We start from the raw sequence: 15,149 nt of genomic DNA on the forward strand, positions 1-15,149 counted from the left end.
CATCTGAAGTTGCTAAAAAGCCGCCAAACGAAGCTGCGAGTCACAGAGGTGGAGATCACCCCTGGCCGTCATTTATCTCGTCACTCATTCTACGTATCGCAAACGCTCACAGAATCGTTACGTGACAAAAGTGAGGAGAGGATAAGTTCTACCGCCCGCGACCACCGCGGAATCCTAGACCAGTCGAAGAGCACAACGCCTGGCCAGCACACCCCAGCCCATCCTCGCTCTCCTCCATGGTTCTGCAACCGGAAGCCTCCCAGAAAGCTTCACCCTCAATAATCGAGCAGCGACTACTCGGCTCGACTGAATAGATCAATCACCTCAGACCCCAGGCCCTCCTCCCCTTTACGATCCGACGTCGGGATGGGCTGGTCCAGGCCCAGGTCAATAGACGGAACTAGTAGAATTTTCTCTACAGGCACCCGTACTGGCTCGTGACTCCTCCAACCCCGGGAACTTATTTGAATCATCAAACTTCGATACCGCTTCTGATCGATAATCCCAAGCTCTCGAGCCCGACGAACCAAAGCAGAGATTGACACCCCGTAACGAGCCTTGACTTGAGCATATCCGGCAGGCGTCAGCCCCGGACTGAGCTCACGAAAAGCATCCTCAGCCGGGAAAAGAAAAGCACCTGCGAACAAATTCGCTTCATCTTCCCTTATGCGCTCAACCCCTGGCCGAAGGTGCTGATGGAGGACAATGTGCCCCAACTCATGCGCCCGGGTAAACCGCACTCGATCTCCCGTCTCCTTCTCAGTAGTGGCGATAACTGGCCTGTCGCCCGAATAAGGAGATGACACGCCATCAACCGCGCTGAAATCTACAAGAGGGTTAGCAAGAGAGACCACTGGCACCCCCACCCTCTCTAAGGCGCGAGTCACGTTCGTAACGGGACCATTCTCTGCAATCCTCAACGTTCGCCTCGCCGTCCTGGCCGCGTCTTCAATCACCTCCCAGGGCAGGGGGTGTGCCCTATCTTCGAATCCGTCCAAGGACAGGTCAGCGAAAGGGGTCGGGCCGAGCAGATCCCTGACCGCTTGCTCCATCCACGAGAACGTAACTCGGACGGCCTCTTGCACCGCTACTGATGTCTTATTGGTCCGAAAATTCAGATCCCCCACCCTATAAGGCGAGGTTTCGGCCGCCAGAACTACGTCAGGGATGGAAAACTTGTACTTCAGTCGAGCCATCAGGAGGTCTGGGACAGGCTTTTTCTGACGCTCGATTTCAGAAAGGAAGGGTTGCGGAACACCCAACAGAGAAGCAAAATCTTTCTGCGTCATTCCACGGGAAAGACGTATCTCCCTAACCAGGGGCCCCTTATGCATTGTCCGCTTCATCCACTTCATATCGGTAGATAACGTCGTCAGCGTTCGGGTCGAACGCCTCCTCAGGAATAGCCAGGGTTGGGTCCGAGAGAGGGATTACAACATCCGCAAACCCATCCCTGAGCCTACGGCCAGCAGCTGCCCTGACTGCAGTAACCTCCAGCTCCTCGAGCGGGTATCCCTCGTCATCCAACTTCGGCCTCTCCCAGGAAAGGCCTACCACGCCGGGCAGCTGAGATTTTCGCTCCAGCCCAAATAGGGCACCGGAAGAATCAAGGAGAGAGTCCAGCTGAGGGATGCGGGGCGTCGACAAATCTCGAGCGATACTCCGAAGCTTAGTGAACCTCAACTCAAGACCCGACTTGTGCCTCAGAACCACCGACTGGTTCAGGCTATGGCACCCCTCATCCAGGACAAACCCCTCGATGTCATTCTCTCGCAAGTGGTCAAATATCCCACTGCGAACTACATGCGAGTAGAGGGCCCGCTTGTGAGGTTCCAGCAGGTGCGGCACCTTCGATCTGGCAGCAGAGGCGATACCTGCCCCGACAGCCTCGATAAGACGAGGTGACAGCGGAAGCAAAATGTCGGCAAGCTCTTCTGAGGTATGTCGCACTAGGGGACCCTACGCTTTCATTTCGGCCGATAATATAACCACACCAGCTATATTATAAGGACGATTGTAACACTGGAAGCAAATGCACTCGCACGGTCTGCGACATGCAGCCAAGCGGCCTCCTAGCCGCAAGACGGCGGGCAACTCCCGAAGTGAAATTAACCGCCACACACCCCGGCACAGCAGGGCCTCGCCACCTCAAAACGCCCAACCTCAAGCTCCAGAAACCTGACCGTCCGGATAGCAACGTCTATTACTTAGACACTTTTTAGACACTTGCCCCCGAAATAGAAAATCCCCAGGCCCATGACCTGGGGATAGAGAGCTGGAGACGAGACTCGAACTCGCAACCTACGCATTACAAGTGCGTTGCGCTACCAATTGCGCCACTCCAGCACAGGCAGGAACGGTGATCCCCACCTGTAGTGGATCGTACCCGAGGGGGCGTCCGTGTCAGAAACCACCCACCCCGCTATTGTGGCGGCAGTGTCCTCCCTGTTCGACCGACTGAAAACACGCCTGAGTGCGCCGGGGCGAATCGCCACGATTGACGCCGCGAAGGCAGCCCCGCCACCGTCCCCGCTCGCACCTGTTGACCTGACGAATCAGGCGCAGGTCGCGGCGGTGATGGACCTGGCTGCCCGGATCGGGGACATCCTGTTGTCCTCCGGTACGTCGAATTCGGATACCCGGACCCAGATCCACACGGTCACCTCCGCCTACGGCCTGCACTACTGCCATGTGGACATCACGATGAACACCATCACGATATTCACCACGATCGGCACGACCCACAAGACGCCGGTGAACGTGTTCCGGGTGGTGCGGCGGATGACCACGGACTTCTCCCGGCTCTCGGAGGTTGACCGGCTGATCCGGTCGATCCAGGCCGGTGCCACCCCGCCTGAGGTCGCGGAGAAGATCCTCGACGCCCTGGCAGCCAAGCCAGCGGCCTACGGCACCTGGACGGCAATCCTGGGCTGGGGTGTGCTGGGCGGTTCGGTCGCGGGCCTGCTGGGTGGTGGTCTCCTGGAGATCATCACGGCCTTCCTCACGGCCACGCTCATCATGAGCCTGAACACCTGGCTGGACCGGCACGGACTGCCCTACTTCTTCCAGAACATGTTCGGCGGGATCATCGCCACGCTGCCGGCCGCCGTCCTCTACACGGTGGCCGCCGATCTGGGTGTGCGGATCCCGCCGGGGCAGATCATCGCCTCAGGAATCATCGTCCTGCTGGCGGGCCTGACGCTGGTGCAGTCGCTGCAGGACGGGATCACGGGCGCCCCGGTGACGGCGTCGGCACGCTTCTTCGAGGCCCTGCTGTTCACCGGTGCGATCGTGGCGGGCGTGGGTGTCGGCATCCAGGTCTCCGTCCTGATCGGGATGCCGCTGCCACCCCTGGAGACCATGCCCACCACAGGTTTCGCATCCTCGACGGTGCGGGTGGTCTCCGGGGGGCTGGCGGCGGCGGGTTTCGCCGTGGCAAGCTACGCGGAGTGGTCCTCGGTGTTGATTTCCGGCCTGACCGCAGTGGCGGGTTCGGCCTTCTATTACCTCCTGCTCGGCCCCCTCGGGGTGGGACCGGTCATCGGCGCGTCGATGGCCGCGGTCGTCATCGGCCTGGCCGGCGGCCTGCTGGCCCGGCGTTTCCTCATCCCGCCGCTGATCACCGCGATCGCGGGCATCACACCGCTACTGCCTGGCCTGTCGGTCTACCGGGGCATGTACGCGATGATGCACGAGCAGACACTCATCGGTTTCACCAGCGTCGTCGTGGCCCTGTCCACCGCCGGCGGCCTGGCCGCGGGCGTAGTGTTGGGCGAGTGGGTGGCCCGTCGACTGCGTCGCCCGCCGCGGCTGAACCCGTACCGCTATTTCCGCACGGCCCGTTCCTTCACGTTCCAGCAGATGGCCCGGCAGAAGAATGCGGTCAGACGGCCCGATTCCGTGCGTCCCCGTGGGCGCTTACGCAAATACCCGGGGCAGTAGCGTAGAATGGACAACCTACTGTGCCCTGACCACCACTTTCACAGGAGGATACGTGCCGCCGAAGGTCACTGACACCCGCCCAACTCCCGAGGCTCTGCATGCTGTGGAGGAGGAGACCGCAGCCTCCGCCCGGCGCATCGTCGCCACATACTCGCAGGACTTCATGGACGGTGTGACCCTCATGTGCATGCTGGGTGTGGAGCCGAAGGGTCTGGTCTACAAGAAGGTCGCCGACGAGCTGGAGGAGGCTGCGCCCACCACGGCGAAGTCCACCCGCAAGGCCACGAAGAAGACGACCAAGAAGACCACGAAGAAGACGACGAAGAAAACCACCGCAAAGAAGGCCACGAAGAAGACCACCACCGCCAAGAAGACGACAAAGAAGGCCTAAGCGCCGGGTTATGAGCGGCGACAACAACTTCGTGGTCGTGGCCAACCGCCTGCCGGTTGATCTGGCCACCGCCCCCGACGGCACCCGCACATGGTCCCCCAGTCCCGGTGGGCTGGTCGCCGCGCTCTCCCCTGTCCTGGCCGGGCAGCAGGGCTGTTGGGTCGGGTGGCCCGGCATCGCCGATGAGACCCCCGAGTCTTTCCGGACGGATGCCGGGGTGCTTCTGCATCCCGTGCGTCTCACCGGGGCGGATTTCGAGGGTTTCTACGAGGGGTTCTCCAATGCATCGTTGTGGCCGCTCTACCATGACCTGATTGTCACGCCGGTCTACCACCGACAGTGGTGGGCCACCTACCGCGACGTCAACCTGCGTTTCGCCCAGGAGGTCGCCGAGGTCGCCGCCGAGGGGGCCACGGTCTGGGTGCAGGACTACCAGCTGCAGCTGGTGCCGGGCATTCTGCGGCAGTTGCGCCCCGACCTGCGAATCGGTTTCTTCCTGCACATCCCCTTCCCCGGGCCGGATCTGTTCCGCCAGCTGCCGTGGCGTGAGGAGATCATCCGCGGGTTGCTGGGTGCGGACCTCATCGGTTTCCACCTTGAGTCCAACGCCCGCAACTTCCTCGACCTGTGCGCCGTCACCGATGGCCTCACGGTGGAGGGTGCCGCGGCGACCAGGCGTATCGACGCCCACGTCACCGGCCACGACGGTCACCGCACCGCCGTGGGTGCCTTCCCCATCTCGATTGACATGGACTCGCTCGGCGAGGGGGCGGAAGGGGGCGTCGATAAGCTCCGTGCGGAGGTAGGGGACCCGGCGACGGTGATCCTCGGCGTCGACCGCCTGGACTACACCAAGGGCATCCTGCAGCGCCTGCTCGCCTTCGAGGAGCTGCTGGAATCAGCGGCGCTCGATCCGGCGACCACGGTGCTCATGCAGGTGGCCACCCCCTCACGGGAACGCATCGAGCAGTACCGGGTGGCGCGTTCCCAGGTGGAGGAGGCCGTGGGCCGGATCAACGGCCGTTTCGGCTCGATGGGCCGGCCGGTGGTCCACTACCTGCACCAGTCGTTGCCGAAGAACGAGCTGCGCACCTACTACGAAGCAGCCGACGTCATGCTGGTCACGCCTTTCAAGGACGGGATGAACCTGGTGGCCAAGGAGTACGTCGCCTGCCACGGCGACGGTTCAGGAGCGCTGGTGCTCTCTGAATTCGCCGGTGCGGCGGTGGAACTCCACGAGGCGAACCTGTGCAACCCCTTCGACCTGGAGTCCATCAAACGCGCGCTGCTCACCGCGGTGCAGGGACTGTCGACGAATCCGGACATGATGAAGGAGAAGATGCTGGCCATGCACCGTCAGGTGGCCGAATACGACGTCAACCGGTGGGCGGGAGCCTTCCTCAGCTCCCTGGAGGAGGTCCGGTGAAACGCCTGCTGATGACGACCACCGCGGCGGCCGTGCTGGCCCTGTCGGCGTGTGCCACGGAACCCACCGCCGAGGTCACGGGCACCTCCTGGCTGGTCACCGACATCTGGACGGTGCCTGGCGAACCCTCCACACTGCCTCCCGAGGCGGCCGGGCGGGCGCGGCTGGCTTTCGGTGAGCGCTCCATGACCGGACACACCGGCTGCGCCCCGATGCAGGGCACCGTCAGTCTCACCCGCGAGGGCGAGGACACCGATGTGGAGAGCGCCCGCACCTTCACCGTCGAACGCCTTGAGGTGGAGGAACCGGCGGAGGACTGCCCGTCTGCCGCGGTACATGAGCAGCTGACCGGGCTGATCCAACCCGGCGCGGTCTTCGACGTGCGTCATGAGGACCGCGCCCTGGTGCTGACGTTGCGCACGGATGCCGTCGACCGGCCGGCGATCGGGCTCGCTGCGATCTGAGGCCGAGGGGGATTCAGGACGGGTTTTTGCTGATGTGTCATGTTGGATCGGGCGGGTGTACGTCATGACGCGCACCGGTCTCTTCCCTCATCAGCCCTGAGCTGCACCTATAGAAATACAGACATGCGTCCGATGTGACATCAGACGCTGCTGTGTATTTTTCGACATCACCCGGCACCCGGTTTCCGTCATCTACAGTAGGCCCATGAACCTGGACCCCACCATCGCCCGCCTGGCTGAGGCCGAGAGCCTGCTCGTCGTCTCTGATTTCGACGGCACCCTGGCCGGTTTCTCCACCGACATCTACGCGGTGCCCGTCAACCGGGATTCGCTGGCCGCGCTCACCCGGCTCGCAGGGATGCCGGCGACCCACGTCGCGCTGCTGACCGGCCGGCACCTGGCCGGCCTGGCGCAGGTGTGTGCCCTGCAGCCCCCGGTGGTGCTGGCCGGTTCGCACGGTTCCGAGTCCGCGGAGCACGCCGTGGCCCTGACCGATGAGATGCGGGGGCAGCTGCGGGAGGTCGAGGAGGCGCTGGCCGGTTTCGCCGCGCAGCCGGGTGCCGTCATCGAGGCCAAGCCCTTTCAGCGGGTGGCGCACGTCGCGGAGCTGGCGGCCACGGATCAGGCGGCGGCGGAGCGGTTGCTCGACGAGGTGGCCGCCATCGAGGTTCCGGGGGTGCGGGTGACCCGCGGGCACAACATCGTGGAATTCTCCGTCAGTACCGCAACGAAGGGCACGTGGCTGGCCGCGGAGATCGAGCGTGTCCAACCGGCCGTGACCGTGTTCATCGGTGACGACACCACCGACGAGGACGGCTTCCGGGTGCTGCGCCCGAATGATGTCGGCATCAAGGTCGGCGCCGGGGACACCGCCGCCACCGAACGGTTAGCCGACATCCCCGCGGTGGCGGAGTGGCTCACCTCGCTTGCCGACGCCCGCGCCACCCGCCTCGGACTCCCCCGCCCTGTCGCCGAGCGTTTCGAGGCCGTCGCCGCAGGGTTCTCCGCGGAGGTCCACCGCGTGCATGACTGGTCCGCCGCCACCCCGTGTGCAGGATGGTCGGCCCGGGACATCGTCAACCACCTGGTCACCTGGTATCCGGCGAATCTGCGCAACGCCGGTATCGACCTGAGCTTCACCCACGACCTGCAGGCCGACCCCGCCGGCACCTGGTTCGCCTTCGTCGAGGCGGTCCGCGGGCTGCTGGCTGATCCGGAGCGTGCCGACGCCGTCTTCACCGCCGGCCCCGACGAAGGCGGCACCGTGGCGCGGGCCACCGCTGGTTTCCTGCTGCCGGACATCTTCATGCACACCTGGGACCTGGCCCGCTCACAGGGCAACGACGTGCGCCTCGATGAGGACTACGCCGCCCGCAATCTCGCCGGGTTGGAATCCCTCGGGGACGCGCTCCGCGAGACGGGACAGTTCGGTCCACCGGTGTCAGTGTCTCCTGCGGAACCAGCCGGGGTACGTCTGATGTCCTATGTGGGCCGGGACCCCGGTTTCGGACTTTAGGCGGTCGCCTCCTCCCGTTCCCTGGCCATCCAGCGCCGGGCCACGCCCGCGCCGAGGATGAACACGCCCCACAGGACCGCCAGGATCCCCAGCCACCTGCTCAGGGCGAGGGCCGCCCCGCCGGGGTTGTTGATGAAGATGATGCCCGCCAGGATGAAGCAGACACCGCCGAGCACGAGCAGCCAGCGGGAGGTCTGCCCCTTCTGGGAGAAGGCAGAGACAAACTCGGAGATACCGCGGGCGAGCAGCCAGATCCCCAGGATCCAGGCCAGAGCCACGCCGCTGTCCAGAGGCCGGAAGACGGCCATGAGGCCGGCCACCACCCCGATCACGCCGATGATCCCGAGGAAGATCCGCGAGCTGCGGTTCTCCGGGCGGAAGGCCGCGGCGAGGGAGAGGATGCCATCGACCAGCGCGTACCACCCCCAGATGAGCACGAGGGTGAGCACCGTCAGGCCGGGCCAGGCAACAGCGATGATGCCCACGATGACGGCGAGTACACCGGAGACGATGAGGATGAGGGAGGAACGCCGGGCGAAATCGAGCATGATCTCTGTCCTTGCTGGTCACGGGGGAGGGTGATGGAGCTACGGCATATGATTCTCATGCTACTCCGGCCTCCCCTGCCCACCCGGGAATCAGCCCCGCGGCGGTGCGACGGTCCGGCCGGCGTGGAAGGTGGTGGGCAGGATCTGCCTGGGGGGCGGGTCGGGGGCCGGTTGATCGGCCAGGTGAGCGTCAATGAGCGAGAGCAGCATCCGTCCTGCGGCGGTGCCCTTCTCCTTGTTCGGCTGGATGACGGTGGTCAGGTCGAGGATCAGCGCGTTGCGGATGCCGTCAAAACCGGTCACCGAGAGCTCCTTCGGTACCGATATACCGTGGTCGCGGGCGTATTCCAGCACGCCGAGCGCCATGGAGTCGGTGGTGCACAGCACGGCAGTGAGGTCCGGGTGCGCCGTCAGCAGCTCGCGGGCGGCGGAGAGGCAGTTGGCGTGGTCGTTGATATGGCGGGTGATCACCGGGACCTGGTCCGGGTCGATACCGGCGGCGGCGAATTCATCCAGGGCACCCAGCACCCGGTCGCGCTGCACGTGCAGGGCGGCCTGCGGGAGGGAGGCGTGGTCGACGGGGCCGTCGTGGTGTTCCCGCTGCAGCCGGATCGCCAGGATTCCGACACGCCGGTGACCGGCCTCGACCAGTGCGCGGGCTGCGGGGCGGATGGCCGCGCGGTCGTCGATACCCACGAAGGGGAGGGTGTCGATGCCGGTCGGCTGGTCACAGACCACCAGCGGCAGGTGCCGCGCGCAGGCGGCCGAGAGGTGCGGGTCCCCCTCCGCCACCGAGTACACCACCACCCCGTCGACCACGGCGCGGCCCACCAGGGCGGAGGCGTCGGTCTCCGAGGGGCCCGCGGGGATGAGCGTCAGGGAGGAATCCGAGCCGTGGGTCGCCGCCGCCATGCCGGCCAGGAAATCCACGGAGGCGGCATCCTCGAAGGCGTACGTCAGGTCCTCGGTGAGCAGCACCCCGATCGAACCGACCCGGCGTGTACGCAGAGACCTGGCCATGGGATCGGGTCCGGGGTAACCGCGGGCGTGGGCTGCAGCCAGGATCCGCTGGCGCAGCTCCACGGAGAGCTGGTCCGGATTGTTGTAGGCGTTCGACACCGTCGTCCGCGAAACCCCCAGTTCAGCGGCGAGCGAGGCGAGAGTCCCGCGGCTGCGGGCACGTTTGACCATGCCCCCAACCTAGCAGGGGTGTGCGACTAGACTGTGCGTCGTGAGGATCCAGGAGCCGTACACCACCGAACGCGTCATCATCCGGCACCAGGGACGTGACCGGCGTTTCGTCGTGGTCACGCCTGATGCGCTGCCCGTCGATCCACCGGTGCTGCTCTATTTCCACGGTTCCCTGCAGAACGGCAATGTCGCCCGCAACTTCACCGGCCGCATCTTCGACGACATGGCGGCCCGGGTCGGGGCGGTGCTGGTCTACCCCGACGGTGTCGACCGACATTTCAACGACACCCGCCTGCGCCTGCGGGAGACCACCCGCGAGCTGAACATCGACGATGTCGGTTTCACCCGCGCGATCGTGGACTGGTTGGTGGAGCACCGGGGTGTGGACAGGCAGCAGGTCCACGCCTGCGGTTACTCCAACGGCGGACAGATGGTCATGCGCCTGCTCCACGACGCCCCCGGTCTCCTCGCCGGCGCCGCCACCTTCGCCGCCACCATGCCCGCCGCCGACAACCGGGTACCCGGTCTCCACGAGATCAGCGTGCCCACGCCCTACCTGGCGATGCACGGGACCGCCGACCGCATCGTGCACTACGACGGCGGGATCGCCGGACTCGATCCGGCCCACTCCCGCGGTGTGCTCATCTCCGCCCGGGAATCAGCGGAGTACTTCGCCACCGCCAACGGCCTGGGTCCGGCGGACCATGAGACGGTCACCGGCCCGGCGGGTGTGACCATCGACAGGTGGGCACGCGAGGGTGCACCCACGGTTGAGCTGTGGAGCATCGAGGGCATGGGCCATGTCGTGCCCACCCCGAAGCAGCTGCCTGAGAGCATCGGGCAAGGCACCGACGCGGTCGTCGCCTCCGAGGTGCTGGCCCGCTTCTTCGGCTGGGCCTGAGGGACAGGTCCGGCAGGGGCGGTGCGCAACGTCGCGCAGTGCCGGAACCCGCGAACCTTGCGCGCCGGGGAACCACAGGGCGGTCAGATGTTGTGCAGCGGCATGGCTGCGCCTGAGATTTTCAGGTCAGATATTCAGGCACCTGAAAATCCCGCATCACGCCTTTCTCCGAGCAGGGGTGTTCAGGTGCCGGTCAGATATTCAGGCGGGGTTTTCAGGCCGGCCCCGTGACACGACAACGCCCGGCCCCATCACTGTGGATGAGTCAGGGCGCATGTCCCGAAAACAGGACCTATTTGGTCGTGGCTCCTCCGGTCGCCCGGCGCTGGCGGGCGAACTCAGAGAGCACCACACCGGCGGCCACGGAGGCGTTGAGCGACTCAACCCAGTCGGTCATGGGCACGGACATGATGACATCGCAGTTCTCCCGCACCAGGCGCGAGATGCCCTTGCCCTCGGAGCCGACGACGATGACCACCGGATCGGTGCCGCCGTCGTAGGTGTCGAGGGTGTGTTCACCGCCGGCGTCGAGGCCGACGACCTGGTAGCCGTTGCGCTGGAATTCCTGCAGCGTGCGGGTGAGGTTGGTTTCACGTGCAACAGGCAGGCGCGCGGCGGTGCCGGCGGAGGTCCGCCACGTCACGCCGGTCACGGAGGCGGAACGCCGCTCGGGGATGACCACGCCGTGGCCACCGAAGGCGGCGACGGAGCGGATGACGGCGCCGAGGTTACGGGTGTCGGTGATGTTGTCCAGCACGACGAACATGCCCGGCTCCCCGGTGTCGGCGACATTCGAGATCAGGGTGTGCACGTCGGTGTACTTGAACGGCGGGATCTGCAGGCCGATGCCCTGGTGCAGGCCGTTGCCGGTCATCTTGTCCAGCTCGAAGCGCGGGACCTCGGTGATGGAGATACCCCGGCTGGTGGCCATCTGGACGGCCTCGGAGAGGCGGTCATCGGCGCCCGTGCCCTCGGCGACGTAGAGGGTGGTGGCGGGCACCTTGGCGTGGAGGCACTCGATGACGGGGTTGCGGCCCACGACCAGCTCGAAGGTGTTCTCCTTCACGTGCCGGCCGGAGGCACGGCGCTCTGCGGTCCGCTTGCGCTTGTAGGCGGCGTGGTATTCACGGTCCTCCGCCCTGGGGGTGGGGCCCTTGCCCTTCAGTCCGCGGCGGACCTGCCCGCCGGAGCCCTTCTGGGCACCCTTCTTGTTGGTGCGTCGTGCCCCGGGTCGTCCCTGGTTGGCCATATGTTTCCTTCTAGTTCTTCAGCGACCACGAGGGGCCGTCGGGGGTGTCGGTGACGTCGATGCCGGCGGCGATCAGTCGATCGCGGACGGCGTCGGCGGTGGCCCAGTCCTTCTCGGTCCGGGCGGTGGTGCGTCTTTCGAGTTCGGCGGCGACGAGCACGTCGAGAGCCTGCAGGGGGGCGTCGCTGGTCTGCGTTCCCCCGGCCCAGCGCTCATCCTGCGGATCGACGCCGAGCACTGCAGTCATGGCACGGACCCCGGCGGCGATGCCGGCGGCGTCGTCCGTGCGGCCCTCCGCGAGGGCGGTGTTGCCCGCACGGACAGCGTTGTGGATCTCGGCGAGGGCGCGGGGTACGGAGATGTCATCGTCCATGGCCTCGGCGAAAGCTTCGGTCCAGGTGCCCACCTCGACAGGGCCGACGCGGTCGAGGAAGTCCTCGATGCGCCGGTAGGCGGTGGCCGACTCCTGCAGGGCAGCCTCAGAGTACTCCAGCACGCTGCGGTAGTGCGCGGAGCCCAGGTAGTAGCGCAGTTCGACGGGACGGACGAGTTCGAGCAGGTTCGGGACGGAGAGGACGTTGCCCAACGATTTGGACATCTTCTCACCCGCCATGGTGACCCAGTGGTTGTGCATCCAGTAGTTGGCGAAGTCGTCACCCGCGGCATGCGCCTGGGCGATCTCATTCTCGTGGTGCGGGAACTGCAGGTCCAGACCGCCGCCGTGGATGTCGAAGGTGTCGCCGAGGTACCAGGTCGCCATGGCGGAGCACTCCAGGTGCCAGCCGGGGCGGCCCTCGCCCCAGGGGGTGGGCCAGGAGGGCTCGCCAGGCTTGGCGGCCTTCCACAGGGCGAAGTCCTGCGGGGAACGCTTGCCCTGGTTGTCGGTCTCCCCCTGCTCCATCTCCTCCACGCGGTTGCCCGAGAGCGAACCGTAGTCGGAGCCTTCGGCGGCCACCCAGGCGGCGACGTCGAAGTAGACGGAGCCGGCGGCCTCGTAGGCGAAGCCACGGTCCATGAGGCGCTGCATGTAGGTGATCATCTGGGTGACGTGCCCGGTGGCGCGGGGTTCCACGGAGGGCGGCAGCACATTCAGCTGGTCATAGGCCCAGGTGAAGGCCCGCTCGTGCGTGGACACCCACTCCCACCAGGGACGGCCGTGCTCGGCGGCCTTGGTGAGGATCTTGTCGTCGATGTCGGTGACATTACGGACGAATGCGACGTCCAGCCCCTTCACCACCAGCCACCGGCGCAGGATGTCGAAGGCCACGCCGGAACGGACGTGACCGATGTGTGGCTGGGACTGCGGGGTGGCACCACACAGGTAGATCGAGGCATGTCCTTCCCTGACGGGGACGAAGTCACGCAGCGACCGGGTGGCGGTGTCGAAGATACGGAGAGTCACACCTACATATCCTAGACGAGCCCCTCTGGAGCGCATCAGACCTTCAGGGGGTTAGCCTCAGCGAAGCGGTAGTACTCCAGGTTCTTCAGCCCGCTGGCGGCGGCCTCGTCGACGATGACGGTGACGTTGTTGTGCAGCTGCAGCACCGAGGCGGGGCACATCGTGGTCAGCGGGCCCTCGGCCAGGCAGGCCACGGCAGCGGCCTTGTGCTGGCCGGTGGCCAACAGCACCAGGTGGCCGGCACGGCGGATGGTGCCCAGGCCCTGGGTGAGGACGTGGACCGGCACGTCTTCGGCGGTGTCGAAGAAGCGGGCGTTGTCGGCGATGGTCTGCGGATGCAGGGTGGTCACGTGGGTGGGCATTGTCAGGGCGGTACCCGGCTCGTTGAAACCTATGTGGCCGTTGGTGCCCACGCCGAGAAGCTGGACACCGATGCCGCCGGCATTCACGATCGCATGCTCATAGGTGTCGGCCGCGGCGTGAGGGTCAGCAGCCATGCCGTCGGGGCTGGCGACCAGGGCATCATCGATGTCGATGTGAGCGGTGAACTCATGGCGGATGGTGTGGTGGTAGCTCTGCTCGTGCTCCGGGGCCAGACCGATGTACTCGTCGAGGAGAAACGCCCGGCAGTCAGCGAAGCTGACCTCACCGGCATCATGGCGACGGATGAGTTCCTGGTACGTGGCCACGGGGGTGGAGCCGGTGGCCAGACCCAGCGTGGCGCCTCGACGGATATGAGGCACAACGATGTCTGCCGCGGCTACCGCGACCTCGTCTGCGGTGGGACGGATGATGATGTGCATGTGGCGGGGGATCCTTCAGGTGCCGAAAATCTCTGATCCTGCTAGATAATACGGCGCGGAACCTGATCCGCCCGATAGCCCACCCGCCCTAACCCCGCCTGTGCCACACGAGGGCGGTGGCGACGGCGGCCCGCCCCTCCCCCCGACCGGTGAAACCCATGTGGTCGGTGGTCGTGGCAGAGACGGACACCGGGGCGCCGAGGATCCCGGAGAGGACCCCCTCGGCCTCCCTCCGGCGCGGGCCCAGCTTCGGGCTCTGCCCCACCAGTTGGGCGGCGGCGTTGCCGATGACGAAACCGGCAGCCTCAACGGCCTCCCGGGCCTCCCGCAGCAGCTGGGCGCCGGAGACACCGTCGTACTCCTTCCGGCCCACCCCGACGAGAGCACCCAGGTCACCGAGGCCCGCCGCGGAGAGCAGGGCGTCGACGATCGCGTGGGCGACGACGTCACCGTCGGAGTGTCCCTCGCAGCCGTCGGTGTCCTCGAAGAGCAGGCCGGCGATCCAGCAGGGTTTGCCCGCCTCGATCTGGTGGGCGTCGGTGGCCACCCCGACGCGGGGGATGATCATGTCAGTCACTGGGTACCTCGAAAATCGTGGGCTCGGCCTCATCGGTGATGGTGCGCGCGAGGGTCATGTCGATGGGGGTGGTCACCTTGAAGGCCATGGGGTCGCCCTGGACGGTGACCACTGGCACGCTGTGCCACTCCATGAGGGAGGCGTCGTCGGTGGCCACGAAACCGGGGTCGGCGGAGGCGAAATAGGCTTCGTTGGCGGCCCGCAGGTTGCTGAGCAGGAAACCCTGCGGGGTCTGCACCGCGCGTAGTCCCGCACGGTCCGGGGTGCCCACCACCACGCCGGCACCGTCGACCTGCTTGATGGTGTCGGTCACCGGCAGGACGGGCACCACGGCGGGTGCGCCCTCGAGCACACGGCGGGCGACGCGGGCGATCATGCCGGGCGGGGTCAGGGCACGGGCGGCATCATGGATGAGCACCACGGCCTCCCCGGCGCTGATGGTCCGCAGGCCCGCCCAGACGCTGTCGGCACGTTCCCCACCGCCGTGGGTGAGGTGGACGGGGACGCCGGTGGCGGCGGCGTCGAGAAGCCCCGCCTGGTCGAGCAGCTCCTCGGCGTAATCCTCCATGTCGGGGCTGACCAGCACGATGATCTCATCGACCACCGCGGAGTTGATCATCGCCGCCACCGAGCGTTCCACCAGGGAACGACCACGCAGACGCACGAAGGCCTTGGGGATGGCCGCTCCCAGCCGGGTCCCCCGACCGGCGGCGGCGACGAGCGCGATGACCCTCACGGA

Annotated in this window: 15 protein-coding genes, 1 tRNA gene and 1 pseudogene; 7 read left to right on the top strand and 10 right to left on the bottom strand. The window is 66.1% G+C overall.

Annotated elements, in window-relative coordinates; genetic code table 11:
* Positions 1-293: 293 nt before the first annotated feature.
* The 3 genes from EAH68_RS15110 to EAH68_RS02715 all read right to left on the bottom strand — a co-directional run bounded on the left by EAH68_RS15110 (position 294) and on the right by EAH68_RS02715 (position 2,346).
* Entirely contained in the window at positions 294-1,355 is a 1,062-nt protein-coding gene (locus EAH68_RS15110; RefSeq protein ID WP_126119794.1) for a helix-turn-helix domain-containing protein, read from the bottom strand.
* Positions 1,327-1,950, bottom strand: a complete 624-nt coding sequence (locus EAH68_RS02710) for a hypothetical protein (RefSeq protein WP_126119795.1) — start codon at positions 1,948-1,950, stop codon at positions 1,327-1,329. Before EAH68_RS02710 ends, EAH68_RS15110 begins: the two co-directional genes overlap by 29 nt.
* Before the next feature lie 323 nt (positions 1,951-2,273).
* A tRNA-Thr gene (locus EAH68_RS02715) sits at positions 2,274-2,346 on the bottom strand.
* A gap of 90 nt (positions 2,347-2,436) precedes the next feature.
* Between EAH68_RS02715 and thrE the strand changes: the two genes are divergently transcribed.
* The 6 genes and pseudogenes from thrE to EAH68_RS14880 all read left to right on the top strand — a co-directional run bounded on the left by thrE (position 2,437) and on the right by EAH68_RS14880 (position 7,739).
* Positions 2,437-3,942 carry a threonine/serine exporter ThrE gene (gene thrE, locus EAH68_RS02720; protein ID WP_126119895.1) on the top strand — a complete coding sequence of 502 codons (1,506 nt, stop codon included), beginning with the start codon at positions 2,437-2,439 and terminating at the stop codon, positions 3,940-3,942.
* A 52-nt stretch (positions 3,943-3,994) separates the two neighbouring features.
* Positions 3,995-4,333 carry a hypothetical protein gene (locus tag EAH68_RS02725; RefSeq protein WP_126119796.1) on the top strand — a complete coding sequence of 113 codons (339 nt, stop codon included), beginning with the start codon at positions 3,995-3,997 and terminating at the stop codon, positions 4,331-4,333.
* A 10-nt stretch (positions 4,334-4,343) separates the two neighbouring features.
* Positions 4,344-5,759 carry an alpha,alpha-trehalose-phosphate synthase (UDP-forming) gene (locus EAH68_RS02730; RefSeq protein WP_126119797.1) on the top strand — a complete coding sequence of 472 codons (1,416 nt, stop codon included), beginning with the start codon at positions 4,344-4,346 and terminating at the stop codon, positions 5,757-5,759.
* Positions 5,756-6,223, top strand: coding sequence for an META domain-containing protein (locus EAH68_RS02735; RefSeq protein WP_126119798.1), 468 nt, complete (start codon positions 5,756-5,758; stop codon positions 6,221-6,223). The genes EAH68_RS02730 and EAH68_RS02735 overlap by 4 nt, the downstream gene beginning before the upstream one ends.
* A 205-nt stretch (positions 6,224-6,428) precedes the next feature.
* Positions 6,429-7,166 (top strand): annotated as a pseudogene (gene otsB, locus EAH68_RS14875) (trehalose-phosphatase); the annotation flags it as partial.
* A gap of 78 nt (positions 7,167-7,244) precedes the next feature.
* Positions 7,245-7,739, top strand: coding sequence for a TIGR03086 family metal-binding protein (locus tag EAH68_RS14880; protein ID WP_241228269.1), 495 nt, complete (start codon positions 7,245-7,247; stop codon positions 7,737-7,739).
* On the opposite strand, the gene EAH68_RS02745 is transcribed toward EAH68_RS14880, so the two are convergent.
* Positions 7,736-8,287, bottom strand: coding sequence for an HdeD family acid-resistance protein (locus tag EAH68_RS02745; protein ID WP_126119800.1), 552 nt, complete (start codon positions 8,285-8,287; stop codon positions 7,736-7,738). The two genes, EAH68_RS14880 and EAH68_RS02745, sit on opposite strands and share 4 nt — an antisense overlap.
* A 90-nt stretch (positions 8,288-8,377) precedes the next feature.
* Positions 8,378-9,478 (bottom strand): LacI family DNA-binding transcriptional regulator, encoded by a 1,101-nt coding sequence (locus tag EAH68_RS02750; protein WP_126119801.1) that lies wholly within the window; start codon positions 9,476-9,478, stop codon positions 8,378-8,380.
* Positions 9,479-9,518: 40 nt separating this feature from the next.
* On the opposite strand from EAH68_RS02750, the gene EAH68_RS02755 reads away from it, so the two are divergent.
* A complete protein-coding gene (locus tag EAH68_RS02755) occupies positions 9,519-10,379 on the top strand; it encodes a CE1 family esterase (RefSeq protein WP_241228259.1) in 861 nt (286 codons plus the stop codon).
* Between the two features lie 292 nt (positions 10,380-10,671).
* Here the strand turns inward: EAH68_RS02755 and rlmB are convergent, their stop codons facing one another.
* The 5 genes from rlmB to ispD all read right to left on the bottom strand — a co-directional run bounded on the left by rlmB (position 10,672) and on the right by ispD (position 15,146).
* The gene (gene rlmB, locus EAH68_RS02760; RefSeq protein ID WP_126119803.1) at positions 10,672-11,628 is read right to left on the bottom strand and encodes a 23S rRNA (guanosine(2251)-2'-O)-methyltransferase RlmB; all 957 of its coding nucleotides are present in this window, start codon (positions 11,626-11,628) and stop codon (positions 10,672-10,674) included.
* A gap of 10 nt (positions 11,629-11,638) precedes the next feature.
* Positions 11,639-13,030 carry a cysteine--tRNA ligase gene (gene cysS, locus EAH68_RS02765; protein WP_126119804.1) on the bottom strand — a complete coding sequence of 464 codons (1,392 nt, stop codon included), beginning with the start codon at positions 13,028-13,030 and terminating at the stop codon, positions 11,639-11,641.
* A gap of 35 nt (positions 13,031-13,065) precedes the next feature.
* Positions 13,066-13,833: a glucosamine-6-phosphate deaminase gene (gene nagB, locus EAH68_RS02770; protein WP_126119805.1), complete on the bottom strand. Its 768-nt coding sequence runs from the start codon at positions 13,831-13,833 to the stop codon at positions 13,066-13,068.
* 88 nt (positions 13,834-13,921) lie between these two features.
* On the bottom strand, positions 13,922-14,410 hold the full coding sequence (gene ispF, locus EAH68_RS02775) for a 2-C-methyl-D-erythritol 2,4-cyclodiphosphate synthase (RefSeq protein WP_126119806.1): 489 nt from the start codon (positions 14,408-14,410) through the stop codon (positions 13,922-13,924).
* Positions 14,403-15,146, bottom strand: coding sequence for a 2-C-methyl-D-erythritol 4-phosphate cytidylyltransferase (ispD, locus tag EAH68_RS02780; RefSeq protein WP_126119807.1), 744 nt, complete (start codon positions 15,144-15,146; stop codon positions 14,403-14,405). Before ispD ends, ispF begins: the two co-directional genes overlap by 8 nt.
* Positions 15,147-15,149: the final 3 nt, after the last annotated feature.

This window comes from Corynebacterium hylobatis (assembly GCF_003955685.1).
Taxonomy (GTDB): domain Bacteria; phylum Actinomycetota; class Actinomycetes; order Mycobacteriales; family Mycobacteriaceae; genus Corynebacterium; species Corynebacterium hylobatis.

Excerpts from the sequence above, each read along its gene's own strand:
- rlmB (WP_126119803.1), bottom strand. The coding sequence starts at position 11,628 with ATGGCCAACCAGGGACGACCCGGGGCACGACGCACCAACAAGAAGGGT.
- EAH68_RS02730 (WP_126119797.1), top strand. The coding sequence starts at position 4,344 with ATGAGCGGCGACAACAACTTCGTGGTCGTGGCCAACCGCCTGCCGGTT.
- nagB (WP_126119805.1), bottom strand. The coding sequence starts at position 13,833 with ATGCACATCATCATCCGTCCCACCGCAGACGAGGTCGCGGTAGCCGCG.
- EAH68_RS15110 (WP_126119794.1), bottom strand. The coding sequence starts at position 1,355 with ATGAAGTGGATGAAGCGGACAATGCATAAGGGGCCCCTGGTTAGGGAG.
- EAH68_RS02750 (WP_126119801.1), bottom strand. The coding sequence starts at position 9,478 with ATGGTCAAACGTGCCCGCAGCCGCGGGACTCTCGCCTCGCTCGCCGCT.
- EAH68_RS02745 (WP_126119800.1), bottom strand. The coding sequence starts at position 8,287 with ATGCTCGATTTCGCCCGGCGTTCCTCCCTCATCCTCATCGTCTCCGGT.